The 20,435-nt window shown below is 44.5% G+C and carries 20 protein-coding genes and 2 pseudogenes; 12 read left to right on the top strand and 10 right to left on the bottom strand.

From position 1 onward, the window contains the following. Window positions 1-701: 701 nt before the first annotated feature. Window positions 702-3,338, bottom strand: coding sequence for a CHASE2 domain-containing protein (locus tag RIG66_RS07060; RefSeq protein WP_446376523.1), 2,637 nt, complete (start codon window positions 3,336-3,338; stop codon window positions 702-704). A gap of 387 nt (window positions 3,339-3,725) precedes the next feature. Next, the gene (locus RIG66_RS07055; protein ID WP_044210115.1) at window positions 3,726-3,935 is read right to left on the bottom strand and encodes a hypothetical protein; all 210 of its coding nucleotides are present in this window, start codon (window positions 3,933-3,935) and stop codon (window positions 3,726-3,728) included. 259 nt (window positions 3,936-4,194) lie between these two features. On the opposite strand from RIG66_RS07055, the gene RIG66_RS07050 reads away from it, so the two are divergent. From RIG66_RS07050 to RIG66_RS07035, 4 genes and pseudogenes are all read left to right on the top strand, one after another. Then, window positions 4,195-5,847, top strand: coding sequence for an ABC transporter substrate-binding protein (locus RIG66_RS07050; RefSeq protein ID WP_446376521.1), 1,653 nt, complete (start codon window positions 4,195-4,197; stop codon window positions 5,845-5,847). A 178-nt stretch (window positions 5,848-6,025) separates the two neighbouring features. Next, window positions 6,026-7,051: an ABC transporter permease gene (locus RIG66_RS07045; protein WP_446376519.1), complete on the top strand. Its 1,026-nt coding sequence runs from the start codon at window positions 6,026-6,028 to the stop codon at window positions 7,049-7,051. Between the two features lie 237 nt (window positions 7,052-7,288). Continuing rightward, a complete protein-coding gene (locus RIG66_RS07040) occupies window positions 7,289-8,239 on the top strand; it encodes a phosphate ABC transporter substrate-binding protein (protein ID WP_446376517.1) in 951 nt (316 codons plus the stop codon). Between the two features lie 195 nt (window positions 8,240-8,434). Continuing rightward, a pseudogene (locus RIG66_RS07035) lies at window positions 8,435-8,722 on the top strand (transposase); the annotation flags it as partial. Between the two features lie 215 nt (window positions 8,723-8,937). Here RIG66_RS07035 and RIG66_RS07030 read toward each other — a convergent pair. The 4 genes from RIG66_RS07030 to RIG66_RS07015 form a co-directional block, all read right to left on the bottom strand. Beyond that, window positions 8,938-10,014, bottom strand: a complete 1,077-nt coding sequence (locus tag RIG66_RS07030; RefSeq protein ID WP_446376515.1) for an endo-1,4-beta-xylanase — start codon at window positions 10,012-10,014, stop codon at window positions 8,938-8,940. Window positions 10,015-10,187: 173 nt separating this feature from the next. Next, the gene (locus tag RIG66_RS07025) at window positions 10,188-10,562 is read right to left on the bottom strand and encodes a hypothetical protein (protein ID WP_446376513.1); all 375 of its coding nucleotides are present in this window, start codon (window positions 10,560-10,562) and stop codon (window positions 10,188-10,190) included. 141 nt (window positions 10,563-10,703) lie between these two features. Continuing rightward, window positions 10,704-11,156, bottom strand: a complete 453-nt coding sequence (locus tag RIG66_RS07020) for an HNH endonuclease (protein ID WP_446376511.1) — start codon at window positions 11,154-11,156, stop codon at window positions 10,704-10,706. Continuing rightward, window positions 11,143-11,385 carry a hypothetical protein gene (locus RIG66_RS07015; protein WP_446376509.1) on the bottom strand — a complete coding sequence of 81 codons (243 nt, stop codon included), beginning with the start codon at window positions 11,383-11,385 and terminating at the stop codon, window positions 11,143-11,145. The genes RIG66_RS07020 and RIG66_RS07015 overlap by 14 nt, the downstream gene beginning before the upstream one ends. 248 nt (window positions 11,386-11,633) lie before the next feature. Here RIG66_RS07015 and RIG66_RS07010 point away from each other — a divergent pair, with 248 nt between their 5' ends. Further along, window positions 11,634-13,244 (top strand): pentapeptide repeat-containing protein, encoded by a 1,611-nt coding sequence (locus tag RIG66_RS07010; protein WP_446376507.1) that lies wholly within the window; start codon window positions 11,634-11,636, stop codon window positions 13,242-13,244. A gap of 49 nt (window positions 13,245-13,293) precedes the next feature. On the opposite strand, the gene RIG66_RS07005 is transcribed toward RIG66_RS07010, so the two are convergent. Beyond that, window positions 13,294-13,545 (bottom strand): DUF2281 domain-containing protein, encoded by a 252-nt coding sequence (locus RIG66_RS07005; protein ID WP_446376505.1) that lies wholly within the window; start codon window positions 13,543-13,545, stop codon window positions 13,294-13,296. Between the two features lie 279 nt (window positions 13,546-13,824). Here RIG66_RS07005 and RIG66_RS07000 point away from each other — a divergent pair, with 279 nt between their 5' ends. The 3 genes from RIG66_RS07000 to RIG66_RS06990 all read left to right on the top strand — a co-directional run bounded on the left by RIG66_RS07000 (window position 13,825) and on the right by RIG66_RS06990 (window position 14,715). Further along, complete coding sequence (locus RIG66_RS07000; protein WP_446376503.1) at window positions 13,825-14,061, top strand: DUF4160 domain-containing protein; 237 nt, start codon at window positions 13,825-13,827, stop codon at window positions 14,059-14,061. After that, window positions 14,042-14,347 (top strand): DUF2442 domain-containing protein, encoded by a 306-nt coding sequence (locus tag RIG66_RS06995; RefSeq protein ID WP_446376501.1) that lies wholly within the window; start codon window positions 14,042-14,044, stop codon window positions 14,345-14,347. The genes RIG66_RS07000 and RIG66_RS06995 overlap by 20 nt, the downstream gene beginning before the upstream one ends. A 77-nt stretch (window positions 14,348-14,424) precedes the next feature. Next, window positions 14,425-14,715 carry a DUF2442 domain-containing protein gene (locus RIG66_RS06990; RefSeq protein WP_446376499.1) on the top strand — a complete coding sequence of 97 codons (291 nt, stop codon included), beginning with the start codon at window positions 14,425-14,427 and terminating at the stop codon, window positions 14,713-14,715. On the opposite strand, the pseudogene RIG66_RS06985 reads toward RIG66_RS06990, so the two are convergent. From RIG66_RS06985 to RIG66_RS06975, 3 genes and pseudogenes are all read right to left on the bottom strand, one after another. Then, window positions 14,637-14,852 (bottom strand): annotated as a pseudogene (locus RIG66_RS06985) (DUF5615 family PIN-like protein); the annotation flags it as partial. The gene RIG66_RS06990 and the pseudogene RIG66_RS06985 overlap by 79 nt on opposite strands. Further along, the gene (locus tag RIG66_RS06980) at window positions 14,849-15,079 is read right to left on the bottom strand and encodes a DUF433 domain-containing protein (protein ID WP_446376497.1); all 231 of its coding nucleotides are present in this window, start codon (window positions 15,077-15,079) and stop codon (window positions 14,849-14,851) included. The pseudogene RIG66_RS06985 and the gene RIG66_RS06980, both read right to left, overlap by 4 nt. Window positions 15,080-15,252: 173 nt before the next feature. Further along, window positions 15,253-15,498, bottom strand: coding sequence for a hypothetical protein (locus RIG66_RS06975; protein ID WP_446376495.1), 246 nt, complete (start codon window positions 15,496-15,498; stop codon window positions 15,253-15,255). A gap of 197 nt (window positions 15,499-15,695) precedes the next feature. Here RIG66_RS06975 and uvrA point away from each other — a divergent pair, with 197 nt between their 5' ends. From uvrA to RIG66_RS06955, 4 genes are all read left to right on the top strand, one after another. Continuing rightward, window positions 15,696-18,632 carry an excinuclease ABC subunit UvrA gene (gene uvrA, locus RIG66_RS06970; protein WP_446376493.1) on the top strand — a complete coding sequence of 979 codons (2,937 nt, stop codon included), beginning with the start codon at window positions 15,696-15,698 and terminating at the stop codon, window positions 18,630-18,632. Window positions 18,633-18,659: 27 nt separating this feature from the next. Further along, window positions 18,660-19,253: a zeta toxin family protein gene (locus RIG66_RS06965; RefSeq protein WP_446376491.1), complete on the top strand. Its 594-nt coding sequence runs from the start codon at window positions 18,660-18,662 to the stop codon at window positions 19,251-19,253. Next, window positions 19,243-19,440 (top strand): hypothetical protein, encoded by a 198-nt coding sequence (locus tag RIG66_RS06960; RefSeq protein ID WP_446354806.1) that lies wholly within the window; start codon window positions 19,243-19,245, stop codon window positions 19,438-19,440. The genes RIG66_RS06965 and RIG66_RS06960 overlap by 11 nt, the downstream gene beginning before the upstream one ends. A 105-nt stretch (window positions 19,441-19,545) precedes the next feature. Beyond that, the gene (locus RIG66_RS06955; RefSeq protein WP_446376489.1) at window positions 19,546-20,424 is read left to right on the top strand and encodes a PIN-like domain-containing protein; all 879 of its coding nucleotides are present in this window, start codon (window positions 19,546-19,548) and stop codon (window positions 20,422-20,424) included. Window positions 20,425-20,435 lie beyond the last annotated feature (11 nt).

The raw sequence follows: 20,435 nt of genomic DNA, 5'->3' as shown, positions 1-20,435 counted from the left end.
TAGGGATACAAGCCTCGTCCTTTTAGGACGACTTTTTATTTTCTCTTAGTCTTGTATTGTAATAAATAATGTGTTAATCTATAAAGGTAGTCTAGCACAGGCGAAAGTCGTGAGTATCGCCAATCGATTTATCGATGATTATCACGTAAAGTGATGCTAGTGCATGAGGCGCGAGAAACCTCTTAAAAACGCATGGACTTAAACGAGTGCCGATACCAGAAAAGTGCTGCAATGCATTAGTCATAAGACAAAAACAATGTACGGTCGGGCAGACCGAAACATAGAGAGTAATCTCTAAACGCTTAGGGAGACAAGCCCTCTGGAGTTATCTAAATTAGGCTCAATACTTGGTAGTTTTCTACGGGTGTTTGGTTTAAGTATTGCCGCAAGGATAGATAATTGTAAGGTGTGTCGCGGAACTAAGAATCCCCGCACTTATAGGGCAGGGAGTGTCAACCTGTTGATAATCGGGTTCAGAGTTGCCTGATTAACCCACGTTATAATAACGGGCGGGTTTGGTTTAGAGGTTATCGGTAGATACCCAAATTAAACGGCTCGCGCCCGCCCCTACATTTAACTTATTTTAACGGCTATTACTAAACTGACGCTCTAGGTAATCAGTGTGATCAGCTAATGGGCATTTAAATTGGGTAGTTCCTGTTCTCTGTTCCCCGTTCCCTGTTCCCTCCACAATAACGATTTCAATCCTCACCCTGTTTCTGACAAGCATCTAAATAAATTTGAGCGACTTGATCAACGGGATTAATCTGTAAACACTCTTGAAAAATTTGGGCAGCTTCTTTAAATGAACGAGTACTATACAGAAATAAAGCCTTCTCAAAATCAGGCTTTGTCATTAACTTTACCGAGCGCAGTTCTGGTGGATCTGCCTCAAATATTTCAAAAACAGAGACCATTTCCCGTTTGCCCTTAACCTGAACTTGACCGATGATCCGAAAGGCATATTCAACCGGATGATTTAGCTGTAAAAACGTGTGATGAGAAATTAATAAGGATACCCCATACTCTTTGGTAAGCTGTTCTAAGCGAGCGGCTAAATTGACCGCATCACTAATCACTGTACCATCCATGCGATTATGTCCGCCCACGGTTCCCAGCATCAGCGAACCCGTGTTAATCCCAATCCCAATCTGAATCGGGGGACGATCCGGGCGTCGCCGCGTTTTATTATAATCAGTCAACCGATTTAACATATCAATTCCGGCGCGAACCGCATCATCAGCACTACCGTTAAATAGCGCCATAATCGCATCACCGATATATTTATCAATAAAGCCATCATGTTCGACAATAGCGGGTTCCATGCGCGACAGATAGGCATTGATAAATTTAAAATTATCCTCTAAGCTCATCCGTTCCGAGAGAGTGGTGAAGGAACGAATGTCAGAAAATAAAATCGACATTTCCTTCTGCACCGCCTCGCCGAGTTTGACATCGACAATACTTTTCTTGTCCAGCAATTTCAGAAAGTTTTCCGGGACAAAACGTTCATAAGCCTGATTCAGTTGCAGGAGTTGAGCCGTGAAATCCTTGCGTTCAATTTCAGCTTTTTTGCGTTCAGTAATATCTTGAAACGCCGCGATCGCAAAGGTGACTTTGCCCCCTTCATCAAAAATCGGGATACCCCAAGCTTCAATAGGAATAATTTGATCGCCTTGGTGAATTTCAATGTCATCAGCCGTGGCACTTTCTCCCATTAACGCTTGCACGACGGGCAATAAGTCCGCCGGATAGAGTTGTTCAGTGCCAGCAATATAGAATTGATAGACCTCAGCGAATTGTTCAGCAAAGGTATCAGGAACCACACCTTTACCCATTAACTGTTGCGCCCGTTGATTCAGGTAATAGGTTTTTCCGGTTGCATCTAATACCGCTACGCCAACTGGAACCGCTTCCAGAAATTGGGCTAATCGGCGTTCACTTTCCCGTGCGGCTTCTTCGGCTTGTTGATGTAACTCCTCCTCAATCGCATCGGAATGAGCCGTGGTGGTTTCGAGTAAAATTTCTAAGTCAGCATTATAGCGCTGTAGTTCCCAGGTTTGGTAAAGCGCGATCGCCATCGATGATCCGATCAACGCCACCAGCGGCGAAACCACGGGTAACCACCAGTTAACGAGAAACGCCCCATAACTGCCAACCACCAGGATACTACCCATGAAGAAGATGCCGAAACCAACAACCACCCATCGGGGAAAAATCCTATCCGCGAACTGGTTCGCTTGCTGGAGTTTCCAACTTCCTCCCGCACCAATAAAAGACCAGACGACAATCCATAACCACTCGACTGGATCAATCCAAATTGTCAGCCAAGACAGTTGGTTTATTCTATCAATGAAGGGAATTAAAGGGCGTCCATCAATCGCCTTAATTAAAGGGCGTCCCGCCATCGCCCCACTAATGATCTGACTAGCGATATTGGCATGAATAATCACGCCCGGTGTTTGCTGACGAGAACCGATGGTATTTTGACTATAGGGTGTAAAGAATAAGTCGTTAGCACTTTGTCCGGTAGCGCCAATCAGAACAATGCGATCGCGCATCAAATCTGGTGGTATCCGATTCTGTAAAATATCAGCAATGGATACAGTTTGGAAGTTCTCTCTCGGTCCGCGATAGTTTAAGAGGATCTGATAGCCACCCACATCAGCATTAACATAGCCCCCCTCATTCCCTGTCAATGGCACAAATTCCGCCTTACCCAACTGCAAATGACTCTTGGCTTCATCCGTCATTTGCAGGGTAATCCCTTCGGCTTCTAGATACATTAACGCCAGCTTTACCCCTAATCCCAAGTGGATGGACTCATCGTCTAATTGCACAGACAGCAATCCGCGACGAACTTTGCCATCCGCATCCAAGACTAAATCAGCCATCGCCACTTGATCCAGTTGTTTTAGGGTTGGCGATGGTGCTACCGTTTCGCCCACGACTTTTTCCACACCAATCAGATTTGGTGTAAACTGAAACACCTCGACTAATTCCTGATGACCCGGTTCGACTGGCAAATCACGGTATAAATCCACGCCAATCGCCCTAGGCTGTTGGGCATTTATTTTTCTAAGTAATTGTGCTAAGACCTGATCAGGAATGGGCCACGTTCCAATCTGGGTAATATCAGACTCATCAATCGTTACTACCAGAATCCGGGGATCAACAGCTTCTTGGGGACGCTGCTGAAAAAATTGGTCAAGTGTTGCCCATTCGAGAAGCTGAAACGAACCCGTCCAAGCCGTAGCGATCACCAATCCGGCGACAGTGGGGGCAGTGATCAGTACCCCTTGCCATTGAGAAATATTTTGCTTGAGCTTTTGCCACATTTAGGATGAGCAATCAAAATTAACATGAGTAGTCCCCTGATTGCTATGGCGAATCGTTCTCTATTCCTTACTGTAGCTCAACTCAAGCTGAATCGTGGCTCAAGCAGTTTGACTCAACCCCATAGATTTAAATTCCCACTAAACTAGCCGAAATTTGATAGACCGTAGTGGCGTGGCACAGCTAAAATAGGGTTTTGTTTGTAGTAAGCACTTTAGTGCTATAACGCTTAGCTGGAGAGGGCTGAAGCCCTCACTACGAACCAATTCTAATCCATCAATTAAGGTGTGCCACGCCAGTAGGGTGGGCATTGCCCATCAGCCTCAAGTCAGCAACATTCAGCTTAAATTCAGTTGAATCGTGGCTCAAGCAGTTTGACTTAACCTAACCTAGTAACTATCTTCGCTGCCTACGGTATGCAGCGCTAAATCGTTATTAGCGCGGTTGAGTCGATCCGCGATCGCGGATCGAAGTTTCAGCGTGATCGATGGTGTAGCCAGTACCTCTTGGGCTTGTTCTCGGTAGATAGCACTGGTTACCGGATCAACTTGGTCAATTTTCTGTAAATTTGAAAATACTGTATCCGCAGAAATGGTCATCGGATTAAACCCTTCCATCACATATAATTACGATCTTGACTTAAGTATCGAACGGATGGCAATAGGTGAATGATTAAAATAAAACAAAAATTATTCGACACCCAACAAGGAGTTCTCGCCACCCTCAACGCCTCACGCCAACGCTTTCAAGCCTGTCGAGAAGCGAATCAAGTGTTGTAAATCGTCCTCAAACCCTTACTGTTCCCTGTTCCCTAATCTCAACCGTTAACTTTAATTGTGTCCACCTATCTGATCACGTATGAAAATTCCCTTATCTCGTCAGAAACGGCAAATTATTCAATTTCTCGGTTTATTCTGCTGCTGTTGTATCCTGATTATTAGTTGTGGTGGGCAAAATACACCCACCGATAATGCTGCAAGTTCCGTCACTAGCATCAGTAGCCCTGAACGCATCGCTGTGGGTTCTGTTGCCAAACCCCGAACCCTTGATCCGGCTGATGCCTATGAAGTGGCGATTAGCGATATTATTACCAGCTTAGGCGATCGCCTCTATACCTACGAGGGGGATACAGATACACTTATCCCGCAACTGGCGACGGAACTCCCGCAAGTTAGTGATGATGGGTTAACCTACACAATTCCTGTGCGTCAGGGCGTTACGTTCCATGATGGCACACCTTTTAACGCAGACGCCATGGCTTTTTCCTTGAGGCGGTTTAGTGAAAATGGGGGTAAACCTTCCGCCCTACTTTCTAACATCATGGAATCCGTAGAAGCCACAGGGGAATATGAACTCACAATTAAACTAAAAAATGACTTTGCTCCCTTCCCTTACCTACTAGCCTTTCCTGGATTAAGTGCAGTTTCGCCTCAAGCTTATGAAATTGGGCAAGGCAAATTTAAACCCAATGATTTTGTGGGAACGGGTCCCTATAAACTGGTTTCCTTTGAGCCAAATTTAGTCAAAGTGGATGTATTTGAGGACTATTGGGGAGAAAAACCACCCAATCAAGGGATTGACTTTCAGTTTCTCAGCAGTCCCGCTAACTTGTACAATTCCTTTACTACAGGTGCCGTTGATATTGCCTATCGTGACTTAGGTGCTGATCAAATTCTCAGTCTCAAAGAGGATGCTGAATCGAAAGGGTATCAGGTACTAGAAAAGCCCAGCAGTCGCGTAGACTACATGGTGCTAAATGTCAAGCAGAAACCCTTAGATCAGGTAGAAGTCCGACAAGCGATCGCGGCGTTAGTGGATCGTCAGTTAATCATTGATCGCGTCTATCGGGGTCAAGCGGAACCCGCTTACAGTATTATTCCCGACACCTTTGCCACCAGTCAACCCGTATTTAAGGAACCGTATGGGGATGGCAATGTGGAAAAGGCAAAAGAACTTTTAACCGAGACAGGGTTTTCTGCCGAAAATCCGTTTGTATTGGAAATTTGGTATAGTTCAGATAGCCCTCAACGCCAACAAATTGTTACGCTTATCAAAGAATATGCCGACCAAAAAATGGAGGGTTTGATGCAAGTAAAACCGCAAGCTGTTGAATCTGCTACCCTCTTTGGTAATATTCCCAAAGGCATTTATCCCAGCTATTTAGTCGCTTGGTTCCCTGATTTTGGCGATGCGGATAATTACATCAGTCCTTTTTTCAGTTGTACGAAAGGATCAGCGGAAACTGGATGTCAGGAAGGGGCGAGTCAAAGCCAAGGTTTCTTCTATTACAGTGAGAAAATGAACCAACTCATTGAGGCTCAACGAAAGGAACAAGATCCCCAGGCGCGACAAGAACTATTTGAGCAAATTCAAGATCTAATTGCTCAAGATGTGCCGCTGGTTCCCTTATTGCAGAAAAAAGAATTTGCGTTTGCTCAAGACAACTTACAGAACGTAGAAATCAACCCAATTATTGGTATATCGTTTTGGCAAGTTGATAAAAGTGCTTAAGCTGGCTTACGCAAAGCCTCGATTTGTAGGGTGTGTTAGCGAAGCGTAACGCACCTTGACATAAATAGCCGATTTTATGGGCGCAAACCTTTGCACCCCTACAGGTTGTACATTTTTGATTTAACATGCACGCAACGATAAACCTGTGTTAATCCTACTCGCCATAATTTGAATTCCGATGTCTCGTTCTCGTGCCTTACTTTACTATGTCATCGCCCGGTTGCTCCTAGCACCGTTAATGATGTGGACGATTGTTACTATCGTATTTCTACTCCTCCGCGCTACGCCAGGAGATCCCATTGATGCAGTCATTGGTAATCGTGCGCCTGAAAGTGTAAAAGCCGAATTTCGGGAACGGTTGGGATTAAATCAACCGCTACCCGTACAGTATGTGAATTATTTATCCAGTTTACTCCGCCTGGATTTAGGCAGTTCAATTAGTGACCAAGGACGAGACGTTTTGCAAGTAATTCAGCAGTATTTCCCGGCGACGGCAGAAGTAGCGGTATGTAGTATGATTGTCGCCATAACGGTAGGAATTAGTGTGGGTATTTTTTCCGCCTCTCGTCCGGGTACTGTTTTTGATTTAGGGGGACGACTATTCGGGATTATTACCTATGCCTTACCGATATTTTGGGCAGGAATGATTGTACAATTAATCTTTGCCGTACAGTTAGGATGGTTTCCCCTGGGTGGACGATTTCCGGCATCAGTAACTCCGCCCACAGGATTCACTGGACTGTATACGGTTGATAGTCTGTTGAATGGGAATTTCAACCAATTTTTAACGGCGTTATATTATTTAACGCTACCTTCGTTAACATTAGGAATTCTCCTAAGTGGAATTTTTGAGCGTATTGTCCGGGTGAATCTCAAGCAAACGCTGAAGTCTGATTATGTGGAAGCTGCACGCGCTAGAGGGATTCAGGAACGGACGATTCTGCTGCATCATGCGTTAAAAAATGCGTTGATTCCGGTGATTACGGTAATGGGACTTACGTTTGCATCGTTGCTAGGGGGTGCGGTGTTAACAGAAGTGACCTTTTCTTGGCCCGGATTAGCCAATCGATTATATGAAGCGATTCAGTTACGAGATTACCCGACGGTGCAGGGAATTATGGTGTTTTTTGGAGCGATTGTGGTGATAGCGAGTATTGCGATTGATATTATCAATGCCTTAATTGACCCGCGTATTCGCTATTGATTGTTCATTGTTTAGTAACCCCCGCCACGGCGATTAAAATCGCTGCTACACTAATGTATGCGAAGCCTTCCGGAAGGGTAGTCCGCCAAGCTGGATTCGTGAGTTTGCACTGACTTGAGCGAGGGACATGGGGGAGCAGGGGAAGATGGCGAAGTAAACAAATGACCAATGACGAATGACCAATGACAAATGACCAATGACAAATGACCAATGACAAATGACCAATGACAAATAATTATGTCACAGAAAAACGAAACTGGAACCCTTATTGCTGCGTTGATAATTACACTCGTTATATTAGCGGGTGGTTTTTGGTGGTTTACCCGTCAATCGGGGATGAATTTGGGAGGATTGACGGGAGGTGAAAATAACCCAGCCCAAAATCCATCCCCACCCACTCAACCTGCCAATCCAGGAACGCCAGCCGCGAATCCCAACAGTGCTTTTCCGCCACCTCAAACTGTCCCCAGTGGCACAGTTGTCCGGATAGCGGGTTCGACGAGTATGGTGCAAATTAATCAAGCCTTGAAACAAAGTTTTGAACAGCAGTTTCAAGGTACAACTGTGGAAACCCAAGCTGGGGGTTCAGATCAGGGGATTCGGACACTGTTAACCGGAGGTACAGATATAGCGGCGATTTCTCGTCCTCTAACCTCCGAAGAACAGTCCCAAGGCTTAGTGGCTGTACCTGTGACGAAAGATGCGATCGCGATCGTGGCGGGTGCGGAAAATCCTTTTCAGCGAGGCTTAACTCAAACGCAAGTTCAGCAAATTTTTCAAGGACAGATTACCAATTGGTTACAAGTCGGTGGTGCTTCAGAACCGATTCGCGTAATTAATCGCCCCCCGGTTAGCGGAACTCGTCAGGCGTTTCAAGAACTGGTACTTAATAGTGGGCAATTTGGCACAACGCCTAACATTGTTACAATGCAGCGAGATGCAACCACTCCAATTTTACGAGAATTAGGAAGTAATGGAATTAGTTATGCCACCTACGCCCAGGTTGCCGATCAACAAACGGTGCGAATTGTACCCGTCGATGGGTTAACTCCAGAAGCGGCGACTTATCCCTATCAACGAGAACTTTATTACGTCTACAAAGAACCTGTAACTCCGCAGGTGCAAGCCTTTCTGGGTTATGTTGGTTCACCCCAAGGACAGGGTGCGATCGCGGCGACTAACCAGTGATACCAAATCCGGGTTAGCCACCCCCTTTATCAGCTAGTCCGCGTAGGCAGACTACCCTTCGGGAAGGCTTCGCATACATTTGTGTAGCTGCGACTTCTAGTCGCCAGGTTTTTTGGGTTGGATCTACTACGAACTTTATGCCAACAACTCATCAACGGCTATGCTAAACCCGGTTAGAACAACCTGCGTACTCACCTATCAGCGCAAAGGGTTTTACCGGAGCAAAAAGGAACAGAAGCTGGAACACTTCAGTTTCAAGAAGCTCTTGCTCATCTCGATTTACCTCAAGACTCTTTATCTGTCCTGGTTGCTGATAGCGACTACAGTAGTCCTAGCTTTTTGAAACAAAATCTCTCAGATGATAATGTTGTTATTATCACCCGAGTCAGGAGAAATCGTGTCTTTTATCGCCATCCGGGTGATTGTCGTGTTAAGACCAAACGACGTGGGCATCCTCAATGGTATGGCAACAAATTGGCTCTCCCGTACATGGTGTGATAAATTTTACTTATGTGTGTGGCGATTGGCTTGATTTGAGGAAAACCTAGCTTTTAAGCTAGATTAGTTGGGTTTCCTTTGTCAACCCAACCTACAAGCAGTACACCGTGGGACTTTAGCTTAATTCATAAGACTTTATTATCACTCTAAGTACGGGAGAGCCGTTTTCTTTTGTCCAAAGTCCAGTTATTCAGCAGACACTAATTATTGGCGGTACTGAGAACTTCGACTAAAGCCTGATAAGCTGGTTTGGGACGATAGGATTTATCAAAGATTAAGGGCAAGTCGGGCTGACCAACAAAGCCGGGAATCCAGGTAAATTTATCGGTAAATCCCCAGGTAACAAATGCTGTACAATTAGGCGCTTTTAGACAGACGCCTAACATATCCTGATATACTTTTGCCTGTTCGACTAATCTCTCTTCCTCGGTTCCTGTACCGTTGTGGATTTGGACATCCATTTCAGTAATATGTACCTCTAATCCCAATTCTTCCAACCGCTTGATATTGGCGGCTACCTCTTCGGGTTTGGGCGGATTTTTTATACTTTTGTGCATCTGCAAGCCGACACCATGAATGGGGACATCTTTCTCTAGCAAATCCTTAACGAAGGCGTAGATGGCATCAGATTTTTCCCCTAATCCTTCTCCGCCATAATCATTATAAAATAGGAGGGCGTTGGGGTCAGCTTCATGCGCCCAGCGAAACGCTAACTCCACATAGTCTGACCCAATTCCTTGCTGCCAAATGGTTTTTCTGAGAGAATCTTTACCGCCAACGGCTTCATTGACGACATCCCAGGCATAAATGTCACCTCGATAGTGACTGACTACGGTAAAGATATGTCGCCGCAAAATATCTATTAATTCCTCCCGCGTCCACTCGATTTCAGTTAACCAGTCGGGTAAACTGCGATGCCAAACCAAGGTATGACCGCGTATCTGCATCTGATTGGCTTTGGCAAAGGCAACGATTTCGTTAGCAGCGGTAAAATCGTAGCGATCGCGTTCTGGATGAATTGGCTTAATTTTCATCACATTCTCAGGTGTAACCATGTTGAACTCCCGCGCCAATACCTCTCGATAGGTGGGATCGTTGCGAAGGGCTTGTATTGATACGGCTGCACCTATGTGGACGTTTTGTTCTTGGGCTAAAGCACGCAAGGTTGTATCACTGGGTTGGGAAATGGCAGGGATAGAAATGAGTAATGTGGCTGTTAATCCTAAGAGAATTAATGCACTAAAGCTGAGATATTTATTCAAACCTTTGACTATCATTTGTCGTTTTTAATTTCTTCAACATCTATTCCCTTATTATGCCTAATCCACTGCCACATTTATTATTTATTTTTGCATCAATCGTTTAACGGGTACAGCTTGGCAGACATGACTAACCCCCTAAAATCCCCCCATCTCCCCTATATCTAAGAGGTAGTCAGTTACTGTTGCCCTCATACACCTGTTAAAGTCGGTACTCGGTTAGCTTGGGCTTTTTGTAAATCCACAGTTAAATTTTCACCACTGCGACGGGCTTCCCAGGAACCGGATTCACCGCCACCGATACTCCACTGTCCCTGCATAAAGTCTTCTGATTGCGAGATTGTACCCGTGTAACTAATGGGATAGTTGGAACTCGCTAAATAGCGTTTAACAAAGCTAATCCGGCGTCCAATAACTTCCCCTGTTAGTGACGCTTCGCCCAAGTAGCTGTCATCTAAGATATTACCTGTCACGGTATTGCCACTATGCAGCAGTGTTGCCTCAAATCTTGTGGGAACGCCCCACTGCCAATAGGTTCCCAGCCAAGTTCCATTTACATCTGCCATCGCTGAAACGTTTAGAGGATAAGGGGTGCGATCGCTATTTTAACTAACTCCAACTCAATTCTGAAACCCATCCACCTAAATTAAGCAATTATAGCTAGTTTTCTCCAAAGTAAAACACTAATTATTTGTCCTGAGAATACATTAGAGCTGACAGGGATCGTTAACTGGGGGATGTAATCCAATTTGAATCCAAAAACGTCTCGTCTCTCGAATAGAATCATCTTCTGGATAGCGCATATCGTTTAGATCGAGACGAAGACAGGTTGCTCGACCAATACCTGTAATTCCTTGGATGACAACTCCGTTCTCTATCCAGGTGAAATGTTCTTCCCACTTTTGCTGACGAGGATTAAACAGAGGAAGAATTTCCTGAGTGTTTGGATCGATTCCTGCAACAAAGTTATAACGTCTTTCATTACAGCGACGACAGGCAAGTGCCAGATTATTGATGTCGTCAGTACCCCCCAATGATTTGGGAATAATATGATCAACTGTGAATCGATTAGCACTCAAACGTTCTGGCGAGTGGCAATATTCACATTGATAGTTCGCACGTTCTCGAACAATTTGTCTGGTTTCTTCACGAATTGCCATGTTGGGCTGCAATCATCGCATTGATATGAGTAAAAATACGATCAAGTTCTCCAATCGCATCGAGTTCTACTATCTCTTCAGGTGTGAGTTGGTCAGCTTTTTTTTTCTCTAAAAGCTTTTCCATGCGAATTTGGAGGTAATCGCTGAATTTAAACAGATTCCACTGATCAACTTTTTCCAGGCGAATTTCATGTAAAAGTGAGGATGGTTTAGTAAGGGTTGTAACCATTTTGAATTTTCGCATGTGTCAAGGTTTAGTGCTAATTATTATAGTAAAATTGAGCCAACTCCTGAAATAATTATCTATTATATCAATCAGGAGCCTAAGTGGAGCAAGACGGCACAACCCAAAACAATAGGGGTCTGAGAATTCTGCCGCGATCGCTGAATTGTTTTCATGGGTGTCTCTGCCTTTGACCCTTCTTGTACTAGAGCGATCGCGCTTATAATGCAGATCAGGGGAAACAATACAGACGAATGAGCAATTATCCAGATTTTGACCAATATGGCTATCACGTTATTCAAGAGCTAGGACGCAACCGGGAAGCCGGACGGATTACTTACTTGGCAACAGTCCTCAACCCAGCGCAAAAGGTTGTGATCAAAGAGTTCCGCTTTGCCTTGGCGGATGCAAGTTGGTCAGGCTATAAAGCCTATCAACGGGAGATTGAAGTTCTGCAACAACTGGATCATCCCCGGATTCCTCGTTATTTAGATTCCTTTGAAACGCCACAAGGCTTTTGCCTAGTACAGGAGTATAAAAATGCCCCATCTTTAGCCGAACGACGTAGCTTTACTCCGGAACAGATTAAGCAAATTGCGGTGTCAGTCTTAGAAGTTTTAGTTGACTTGCAACAGCGCGTTCCCCCGATTATCCATCGGGATATCAAACCCGAAAATATCTTGGTGGATAAGCATTTGAATGCTTATTTGGTTGATTTTGGCTTTGCCCGAATTCGGGGTGGGGAAATGGCACTCAGTAGCGTAGCGGCGGGAACTCCAGGATTTATGCCACCGGAGGAACAATTTGGTCGTCCCCTGACGGAAGCTGCTGATATTTATAGTTTAGGAGTAACATTAATTGGCTTACTCACAAATACGCGATCGCGCGATATTGGTAAATTAATTGATGATAACTATCGCTTTGATTTCAAGGGGCTAGTTCCCAAACTCAATCCCGGTTTTATCGCCTGGTTGGAGAAGATGGTAGCACCGAATGTGAAACAACGCTTCGATAGGGCGGCTACTGCTTTGGCTGCGATAAAGTCAAAGCAATGGGTTGGTAAAGCTAATCGGTTAGAGAGTGTAGTTAGTGTCATAAAAGGTAGGAAGTTAACGTATGTATTGGGGTTAGCTACCCTCGGTATTGTCGCCTGGGTGGGGACAACGATCATAGTTCCTCAGTCGGATATAGTTCCTCAGTCGGATCGGCAAGTTACCCAGTTGCTGGAGAGAAACGAATGCGTCAGATGTAATCTCCAGGGAGCTAACCTGAGAGCTGCCAACTTGAGGGATGCCAACCTGGAAGGTGCCGACTTGAGGGATGCCAACCTGAAGTATGCCAACTTAGCGGGTGTCAACTTGAGGGATGCCACCCTGGAAGATGGCAACCTGGAGAATACCTTCCTGTGGGATGCCAACCTAAAGAGTGTCAACTTAAGGGATACAAACCTGATAAGTGCCAATTTAGGGAATGCCAACCTGAGGGCTGCCAAGCTAGAGAATGCCAACCTAGGGCGTGCCAATCTGGGGGGTGTAGATCTAACGGCTGCCAACCTGGAGAGTGCCTTCCTAGGGCATACCCACCTGTTAGATGCCAAGCTGTTGAATGCTAACTTAAAAAATGCCAGTCTACTGAATGCTAACCTGACGGCTGCCAACCTGGAGAATGCCAACTTGAGGGATGTCAACCTGGAAAATGCCTTCCTAAGAGATGCCAATCTAGAGGATGCCAATCTAGAGGATGCCAACTTAAGGAATGCTAATTTAGGGAATGCCAATCTAAAGGATGCCAACTTAGAGGGGGCTAACTTAGAGGATGCCAACCTAAAAGATGCAATTATGCCCGATGGAACCAAACATCCATAGACTAACCTTTGAAGTAGTAGATCAGGGTGTTTGTATCTAAAACGTACATTCACAAACTCTCCCGCCGGATGTCTTCTCCTGATTCAGCACGAATCTCTTCCAGGGTAGGAAAATCTGTTGCCCAAGATTCAGCCAGGGAATAAACAAGTTCTGTCCAGGACATCGGAGAATCAACCGTATCTGTGGGTTGGTTAGCGCTCAGGTGTTTAGCACGAATGAATTCAGCAAAAGCAAGAATTTCGCTGGCTTGGTCTTTGGGAAGGGTTTTGACAATTGCGTAAATCTGTTCAGCGACGGTCATAATCGGGTTCTAGGGAAGGTGCTGTTTAGCTTTATTTTAGCGATAGCTTGTATATTAGGTATTATCTATAAAATACAATCAATAAATAGTACAAGAACGCCGCCGCGATCGCATACCTAGCTGTGAGGCTTCAGTTCAGCCTGGGTTGTATGATTTAACATGGAGGAGAGATGACTTTAAGAGGGAGAATTCTATTGACTCGCCCTCCGACCTTAAAGTCTTGACAAGTTTCAGGTAATATCTCATACTTAACGACAAGCATTAAACTGCATCTATGTAATGCCTACAGTTCTTCAGGTTGGTCCTTACAGTTTTATCTTTTTTAGCTCGGATCGGGGTGAACCTGCTCACATTCACGTTAAGCGAGATCGGCAAATTGCCAAATTTTGGCTGGAACCCGTCTCTTTAGAAAAGAATCGGGGCTTTAAGGAACACGAGTTGAATCAAATTGCTAAGCTAGTGGAAGAATATCAAGCTGTGTTGTTGGATGCGTGGCATGACTACTTTGACACTTGAGATAGAACCAATTGCTAGCCAAATTAGCGTCACTGATGAGCGGCTGATTGTAGATCTAGCTGATGGTCGAAGTCTCAGCGTTCCCTTAGCTTGGTATCCGCGTTTGATGTATGCTTCACCCACAGAACGGCAAAACTGGCAATTACTAGGTGATGGCTACGCGATCGAATGGACTGATTTAGACGAACATATTGGAATTGAGGGGTTATTGGCAGGTAGACGCAGTGGTGAAAGTCAACAATCACTTGAGCGTTGGTTAGCTACACGCAGTACCTCGGCTAGTTAACACCAAATGTGCTAAAGAACTACGTAAAATACAATCAATAGTATAAGCAAATCAGCAAACACTGTTGGAGGCGTGGTATGGGTATTTTGGCGATTCGAGCCGACGAGAGAGTTAAAAAGGTCTACTTTACAGAGGAAACAATAACTGTAGATCTCATGGATGGACGGGTAATTTCTGTTCCTCTCACTTGGTATCCAAGATTACTGAATGCTACGTCTGAACAACGGGAAAAATGGGAAGTATGCGGTGGAGGTTATGGGATTCACTGGGAAGATATCGATGAGGATCTGAGTACAGAAGGAATGCTGAGGGGAAGACGGCTAAGCTCAGCAAAATCAGCATCCTGCGTGACAATACAAAACTCTTGAACCTTGGCAAATTCCCAAATATCACTGTCATCGGCTTCAGTCATACCCTGAAATTGAACATGACTAGAATCTGGAAAAATATCTGCCAACCGAGTCACCAGTTTACGGCTTAGGTTTTGGTCAAACAATAGCTTCAAGTATCACCTACCACAGCAATAATACGACGTTCCCGATCAGCCGCAAATGCCAAACACGCTCGGATATCTTTCTCTGTCAGTTCCGGGAAATCATCTAAAATTTCTGCATGGGACATTCCCGCCGCTAACCAGCCCAACACATCATACACGGTAATCCGCATTCGTCTAATACAAGGCTTCCCGCCACGCTTACCCGGTTCGATGGTGATGATGTTGCGATAACTCATGACTCAGTTAGATTGAGTAGTCTTGATTATCTTAGTCTATCCCAAAACAGTACCCAATCAATAAACCTAAGTTGGGTTGGCAACCCCTAATCAGATGTTGGATATCCCATGTAATCTTTTGTTGGCTGTTTGAAAGTGCTATATAACCTAGACTCTATTACCGTAATACGTCATCAAATACCTAGCCGTTTACGGGCTTCTAACAGCGATAATTGTTTAGTTGAACCCGAACGGTGTGCTAAAAATTCCATAAATTCCTGATTTTGACGTAACGCCTCGACTTCAGCCGCAAAATCATCTACAGCGGATAAAACAAACTCCGTCCCATCTGATTTTCTGAGAATGACAGTATCTTGTTCTGCCAATTCAATTAACTCGACGACAGTTAAATTAGATTGAGCCAGATCAATTGTTTTCATCCGTTAACTTCCTGACCGCAACTATAAATTATTATCTCAAATACTATCGCCTCAAAAACCTCTGCGTCCCTCTGCGTAAACCTCTGCGCCCCTCTGCGTTAAAAAAACACATCGCTTCCCAGAAATAAAACCCCCCTCACAACCAACGGCAGAGGCAACGCTAAGATCATCAAGGACTATTACCCGCCATTGCCCTCATGTCTGATCCAACCCCATCCCTCAATGGAAACCAACCCCCCAACTCAAACACCATCCGTATCCGGGGTGCCAGACAACATAACCTGAAAAACATCAACCTCGATCTCCCGCGCGATCGCTTAATCGTCTTCACAGGTGTCTCCGGTTCCGGTAAATCCTCTCTCGCCTTCGATACCATCTTCGCCGAAGGACAACGCCGCTACGTCGAATCCCTCAGCGCTTATGCGCGTCAATTCCTGGGACAACTCGATAAACCCGATGTAGACGCCATTGAAGGCTTAAGCCCTGCGATCTCCATTGACCAAAAATCCACCTCCAATAATCCCCGTTCCACCGTGGGTACAGTTACCGAGATTTACGACTACCTGCGCCTATTATTTGGTCGCGCTGGAGAACCCCACTGTCCGATCTGCGATCGCAACATCGCCCCTCAAACCATTGACCAAATGTGCGATCGCGTTATGGAACTCCCTGATCGCACCAAGTTCCATATCCTCGCCCCTGTCGTCCGGGGTAAAAAAGGCACACACAAAAAGCTACTCTCCAGTTTAGCCGCCGAAGGATTTGTTCGCGTCCGCGTCGATGGCGTGATCCAAAATCTTTCTGATCCAATTGAGTTGGATAAAAATTATACCCACACCATTGAAGTAGTGGTTGACCGCCTGATTAAAAAGCCGGGACTACAGGAACGTTTAACCGACTCCTTGGCAACCTGTCTCAAACTTAGCAGTGGAATTGCGGTAATTCAGGTATTAAATGATTCAACCGAAGTCCAACCTAACTCAAATTCTAGACCTACTGACGAAGAAAATGCAACCTCTTCCGAGCCACAACTCCCCAAAGAAATCGTCTTTTCAGAAAACTTTGCTTGTCCCGAACATGGTGCTGTTATGGAGGAATTATCTCCCAGACTGTTTTCCTTTAACTCCCCCTATGGCGCTTGTCCTCACTGTCACGGATTAGGTAATTTACGCACCTTTTCTCCAGAACTTGTCATCCCCGAACCCAGCCAACCCATATACTGTGCGATCGCGCCTTGGTCGGAGCGCGATAATTCCTATTACTTGTCCCTACTTTACAATATTGGACAAGCTTATGGCTTTGAACTGGGAACACCCTGGCAGAAACTGAACCCCGAACAGAAACAGGTGATTCTCTATGGCGCAGATAATCCGATTTGGATCGAAGAATTTAACGATTACCGCCGTTATCGAGGGGTACTTCCAATCCTGCAAAAGCAATATGATGAAACCAGTTCCGATACTTATAAACAGAAATTAGAGCAATATTTAGTCGATCAACCCTGTAAAGTCTGTAAAGGGAAACGATTAAAGCCAGAAACCTTAGCGGTAAGGCTAGGACAGTATCGGATTACCGATTTAATAGAGGTTTCCATTAGCGAAAGTCGCCAACGAATTGACCAATTCCATCTCTCATCCCGTCAAGCAAAAATAGGCGAACTCGCCCTCAAAGAAATTAAATCCCGATTGCAATTTCTCTTAGATGTCGGCTTAGATTATCTAACTCTAGGTCGGGCGGCGATGACCCTTTCTGGGGGAGAAGCCCAACGAATTCGGCTAGCGACTCAGATTGGCGCGGGATTGACAGGGGTTTTATACGTGTTAGATGAACCGAGTATTGGCTTACATCAACGAGATAATGGGCGGTTATTAGCCACCTTGCAGAAATTGCGGGATTTAGGGAATACCTTAATTGTCGTTGAACATGATGAAGAAACCATTCGCACGGCTGACTGGATTATCGATATTGGTCCGAAGGCTGGAATTCATGGTGGCGACATTGTGGTTCAGGGAAATTTCACAGAATTACTCAATAGTGAAACATCGTTAACGGGAGCCTATTTATCAGGACGCCAGAGAATTGAAACACCAGGAAAACGGCGGGAAGGTAACGGGCGTTTATTGACTCTCAAAAATGCCCACCGCAATAATTTAAAACATATCGATATAGAGATTCCCTTGGGTAAGTTAGTTTGCATTACTGGGGTTTCCGGTTCCGGGAAATCTACGTTAGTGAATGAACTACTTTATCCGGCGTTGCAACATCACCTGAGTCGAAAGATACCGTTTCCCAAAGAGTTAGGTAAGGTGAAGGGATTGAATGGCGTCGATAAAGCGATTGTGATTGATCAATCCCCCATTGGTAGAACTCCGCGTTCTAATCCTGCCACTTATACTGGGGTATTTGATGTGATTCGCGGACTTTTTGCTGAAACCATCGAAGCCAAAGCCAGAGGCTATAAAGCCGGACGGTTTTCATTTAACGTTAAAGGGGGACGCTGCGAAGCCTGTGGCGGACAGGGTGTGAATGTAATTGAAATGAATTTCCTCCCCGATGTTTATGTACAATGTGAGGTTTGTAAAGGCGCAAGATACAACCGGGAAACGTTACAGGTGAAATATAAGGGATATTCGATTGCTGATGTTTTAAATATGACAGTGGAGGAGGCGCTGGAGGTATTTAAGAATATCCCGCGTGCGGTGAATCGTCTGCAAACTCTCGTGGATGTAGGGTTAGGATATGTCCATTTAGGACAACCTGCGCCCACGTTATCCGGGGGAGAAGCGCAACGGGTGAAATTAGCGACGGAGTTATCGCGACGGGCGACAGGAAAGACGTTGTATTTAATTGATGAACCAACAACGGGATTATCGTTTTATGATGTGCATCATTTGTTAAATGTGTTGCAGCGATTGGTGGATAAAGGGAATTCTGTGTTGGTAATTGAGCATAATTTAGATGTGATTCGCTGTAGCGATTGGGTGATTGATTTAGGTCCTGAAGGGGGCGATAAAGGAGGAGAAGTGATTGCGGTGGGGACGCCGGAGGATGTGGCGGAGAATGAAAAATCGTATACGGGGATGTATTTAAAGGAGGTGTTGAAGCAGTATCCGCCAGTTACTGGTAATGTTTGAGATATCGTTTAGTCAGTTGGTAACTGAATGGTTGAAGAACATCCACATCTAATTGTAATCGCTGGACCCAATGGTGCAGGAAAATCAACATCTGCTCCTGCTTTGCTTCAAGGAACTCTCGGTGTCACCGAATATGTAAATGCTGATACAATTGCCCAAGGATTATCCGCATTTGCACCAGAAAGAGCCGCATTTCGCGCTGGACGGATTATGCTAGAGCGATTACAGCAATTGGCAAACGCACGAGTTAACTTTGCTTTTGAAACCACGTTAGCCAGCCGCAGTTTTGCACCTTGGATTGCTAACTTGTGTCAGAATGGTTATCGGTTTCATCTATTTTTCCTGGGATTGCCCAGTCCAGAGATAGCGATTGCTCGTGTGCAAGAACGAGTAAGCCTTGGCGGACATGATGTCCCGGAAGAAACCATCCGGCGTCGTTACCATGCAGGTATCCGTAACTTTTTTCAATTGTACAGACCCCTGGCAGATTCTTGGTTTTTCTACGACAATGCCAGTATGGAAGTACCCCGTCTCTTAGCGGCTGGCGAAAGAGAAGGTAGTGTTTATGTTGCACAACCCCTAATTTGGCAACAGATTGAGGAAGACTATTATGGCAGATAATTTTGGGAACGATAGAATTTCAGAACTTTTGGCTGACAGGGAAAAAATTAACCAAGCATTGGCTAAAGCTGTGCAAGATGCTTTGTTAAAACACAAACAAGCAGGTAATCCAGTGGCTATTTGGCGTGATGGTAAAGTTGTCTGGATACCTCCAGAGGAGATTTTGGCAGAGAAACATAAACCGTAATTTGCTGTTAAGTATCTGGTAATATTTGATACAGTTAAGGCTATTCTAGCGAATCAGATTAAATGGCTATACTTGATTGTCTAATTAAACTAGAGGTATCTAGATATGCGTGATTTATTTCCTGGCTACTACAGACCAACATCCGAAGAAGAGTTTAAGAAGATTTGGCAAGAGGCTATTTTTTCTTTCGATGCCAATATCCTATTGAACATATATCGTTATAGTTCCGAAACCAGAGAAAGGCTTTTTGATATTATTGAATATCTGAAAGAGCGAATCTGGATACCTCATCAAGTAGCGTATGAGTATCAAAAGGAACGTCTTACGGTAATCTCTCAGCAATCCCAACCTTATGATCAAATACGGGAACTGCTGAACAATGAACTGAAAAACCTTAAGAAAAAGTTGGAACAATATAGCAAACGACACTCATTCACTGCTTGTGTTGATACTAAAACAATAATCCAAACGATTGAAAGGGCTAATAAACGAGTGTATAAAATTTTGGAGGAAGGAAGAGAAAAATATCCGGATTTATTGGATGATGATAAATTTAGGGACAAGCTTACTAATTTGTTAGAGGGTAAAGTTGGAAAACCTTACTCAAATGAGGAGTTGGATAAAATTTATAAAGATACTAAAAAGCGTAAATTTCTAGAGTATGCTAGCAGTTTCCTGAAACTTACTGAGCAACCCGAAGCTATTGAAGAAGCTAGAGAGGTTAGGCGACAAGCAAATTTTTCATCAATTCTAGCACCTGATATTCAAAGAAGGATGCAAGCTTCAATAGTAGATTCTCAAAGACTCATGAAAGGTATTGAAGCTACTATTGAAGCTAATGAAAAGACAATGAGCCAAACACTAGAAAGACTAAGAAAATATTGGATTAGTCCTCGGATGTTATCCGATTTACCGGATTATATCGACAAATTAGACTTAAATGAAAATAAAGATATAAATATTGATGATAATGCGGAAAATTAAAATTATAATAA

The organism is Coleofasciculus sp. E2-BRE-01 (assembly GCF_040221695.1).
Lineage (GTDB): Bacteria > Cyanobacteriota > Cyanobacteriia > Cyanobacteriales > Coleofasciculaceae > Coleofasciculus.
The sequence above is the reverse complement of the archived record's forward strand: the minus strand, read 5'-3'. Positions and strand labels throughout refer to the sequence as shown.

Bases quoted from the DNA above. Each gene is read 5' to 3' on its own strand.
- RIG66_RS06960 (WP_446354806.1), top strand. From the start codon at position 19,243: ATGGCAGATAATTTTGGGAACGATAGAATTTCAGAACTTTTGGCTGAC.
- RIG66_RS06995 (WP_446376501.1), top strand. From the start codon at position 14,042: ATGACTACTTTGACACTTGAGATAGAACCAATTGCTAGCCAAATTAGC.
- RIG66_RS07000 (WP_446376503.1), top strand. From the start codon at position 13,825: ATGCCTACAGTTCTTCAGGTTGGTCCTTACAGTTTTATCTTTTTTAGC.
- RIG66_RS07055 (WP_044210115.1), bottom strand. From the start codon at position 3,935: ATGACCATTTCTGCGGATACAGTATTTTCAAATTTACAGAAAATTGAC.
- RIG66_RS06955 (WP_446376489.1), top strand. From the start codon at position 19,546: ATGCGTGATTTATTTCCTGGCTACTACAGACCAACATCCGAAGAAGAG.
- RIG66_RS07020 (WP_446376511.1), bottom strand. From the start codon at position 11,156: ATGGCAATTCGTGAAGAAACCAGACAAATTGTTCGAGAACGTGCGAAC.
- RIG66_RS07050 (WP_446376521.1), top strand. From the start codon at position 4,195: ATGAAAATTCCCTTATCTCGTCAGAAACGGCAAATTATTCAATTTCTC.
- RIG66_RS07025 (WP_446376513.1), bottom strand. From the start codon at position 10,562: ATGGCAGATGTAAATGGAACTTGGCTGGGAACCTATTGGCAGTGGGGC.
- RIG66_RS07040 (WP_446376517.1), top strand. From the start codon at position 7,289: ATGTCACAGAAAAACGAAACTGGAACCCTTATTGCTGCGTTGATAATT.
- RIG66_RS07045 (WP_446376519.1), top strand. From the start codon at position 6,026: ATGTCTCGTTCTCGTGCCTTACTTTACTATGTCATCGCCCGGTTGCTC.
- RIG66_RS07060 (WP_446376523.1), bottom strand. From the start codon at position 3,338: ATGTGGCAAAAGCTCAAGCAAAATATTTCTCAATGGCAAGGGGTACTG.
- RIG66_RS07010 (WP_446376507.1), top strand. From the start codon at position 11,634: ATGAGCAATTATCCAGATTTTGACCAATATGGCTATCACGTTATTCAA.
- RIG66_RS07005 (WP_446376505.1), bottom strand. From the start codon at position 13,545: ATGACCGTCGCTGAACAGATTTACGCAATTGTCAAAACCCTTCCCAAA.
- RIG66_RS07030 (WP_446376515.1), bottom strand. From the start codon at position 10,014: ATGATAGTCAAAGGTTTGAATAAATATCTCAGCTTTAGTGCATTAATT.
- RIG66_RS06965 (WP_446376491.1), top strand. From the start codon at position 18,660: ATGGTTGAAGAACATCCACATCTAATTGTAATCGCTGGACCCAATGGT.
- RIG66_RS07015 (WP_446376509.1), bottom strand. From the start codon at position 11,385: ATGGTTACAACCCTTACTAAACCATCCTCACTTTTACATGAAATTCGC.
- RIG66_RS06990 (WP_446376499.1), top strand. From the start codon at position 14,425: ATGGGTATTTTGGCGATTCGAGCCGACGAGAGAGTTAAAAAGGTCTAC.
- RIG66_RS06980 (WP_446376497.1), bottom strand. From the start codon at position 15,079: ATGAGTTATCGCAACATCATCACCATCGAACCGGGTAAGCGTGGCGGG.
- uvrA (WP_446376493.1), top strand. From the start codon at position 15,696: ATGTCTGATCCAACCCCATCCCTCAATGGAAACCAACCCCCCAACTCA.
- RIG66_RS06975 (WP_446376495.1), bottom strand. From the start codon at position 15,498: ATGAAAACAATTGATCTGGCTCAATCTAATTTAACTGTCGTCGAGTTA.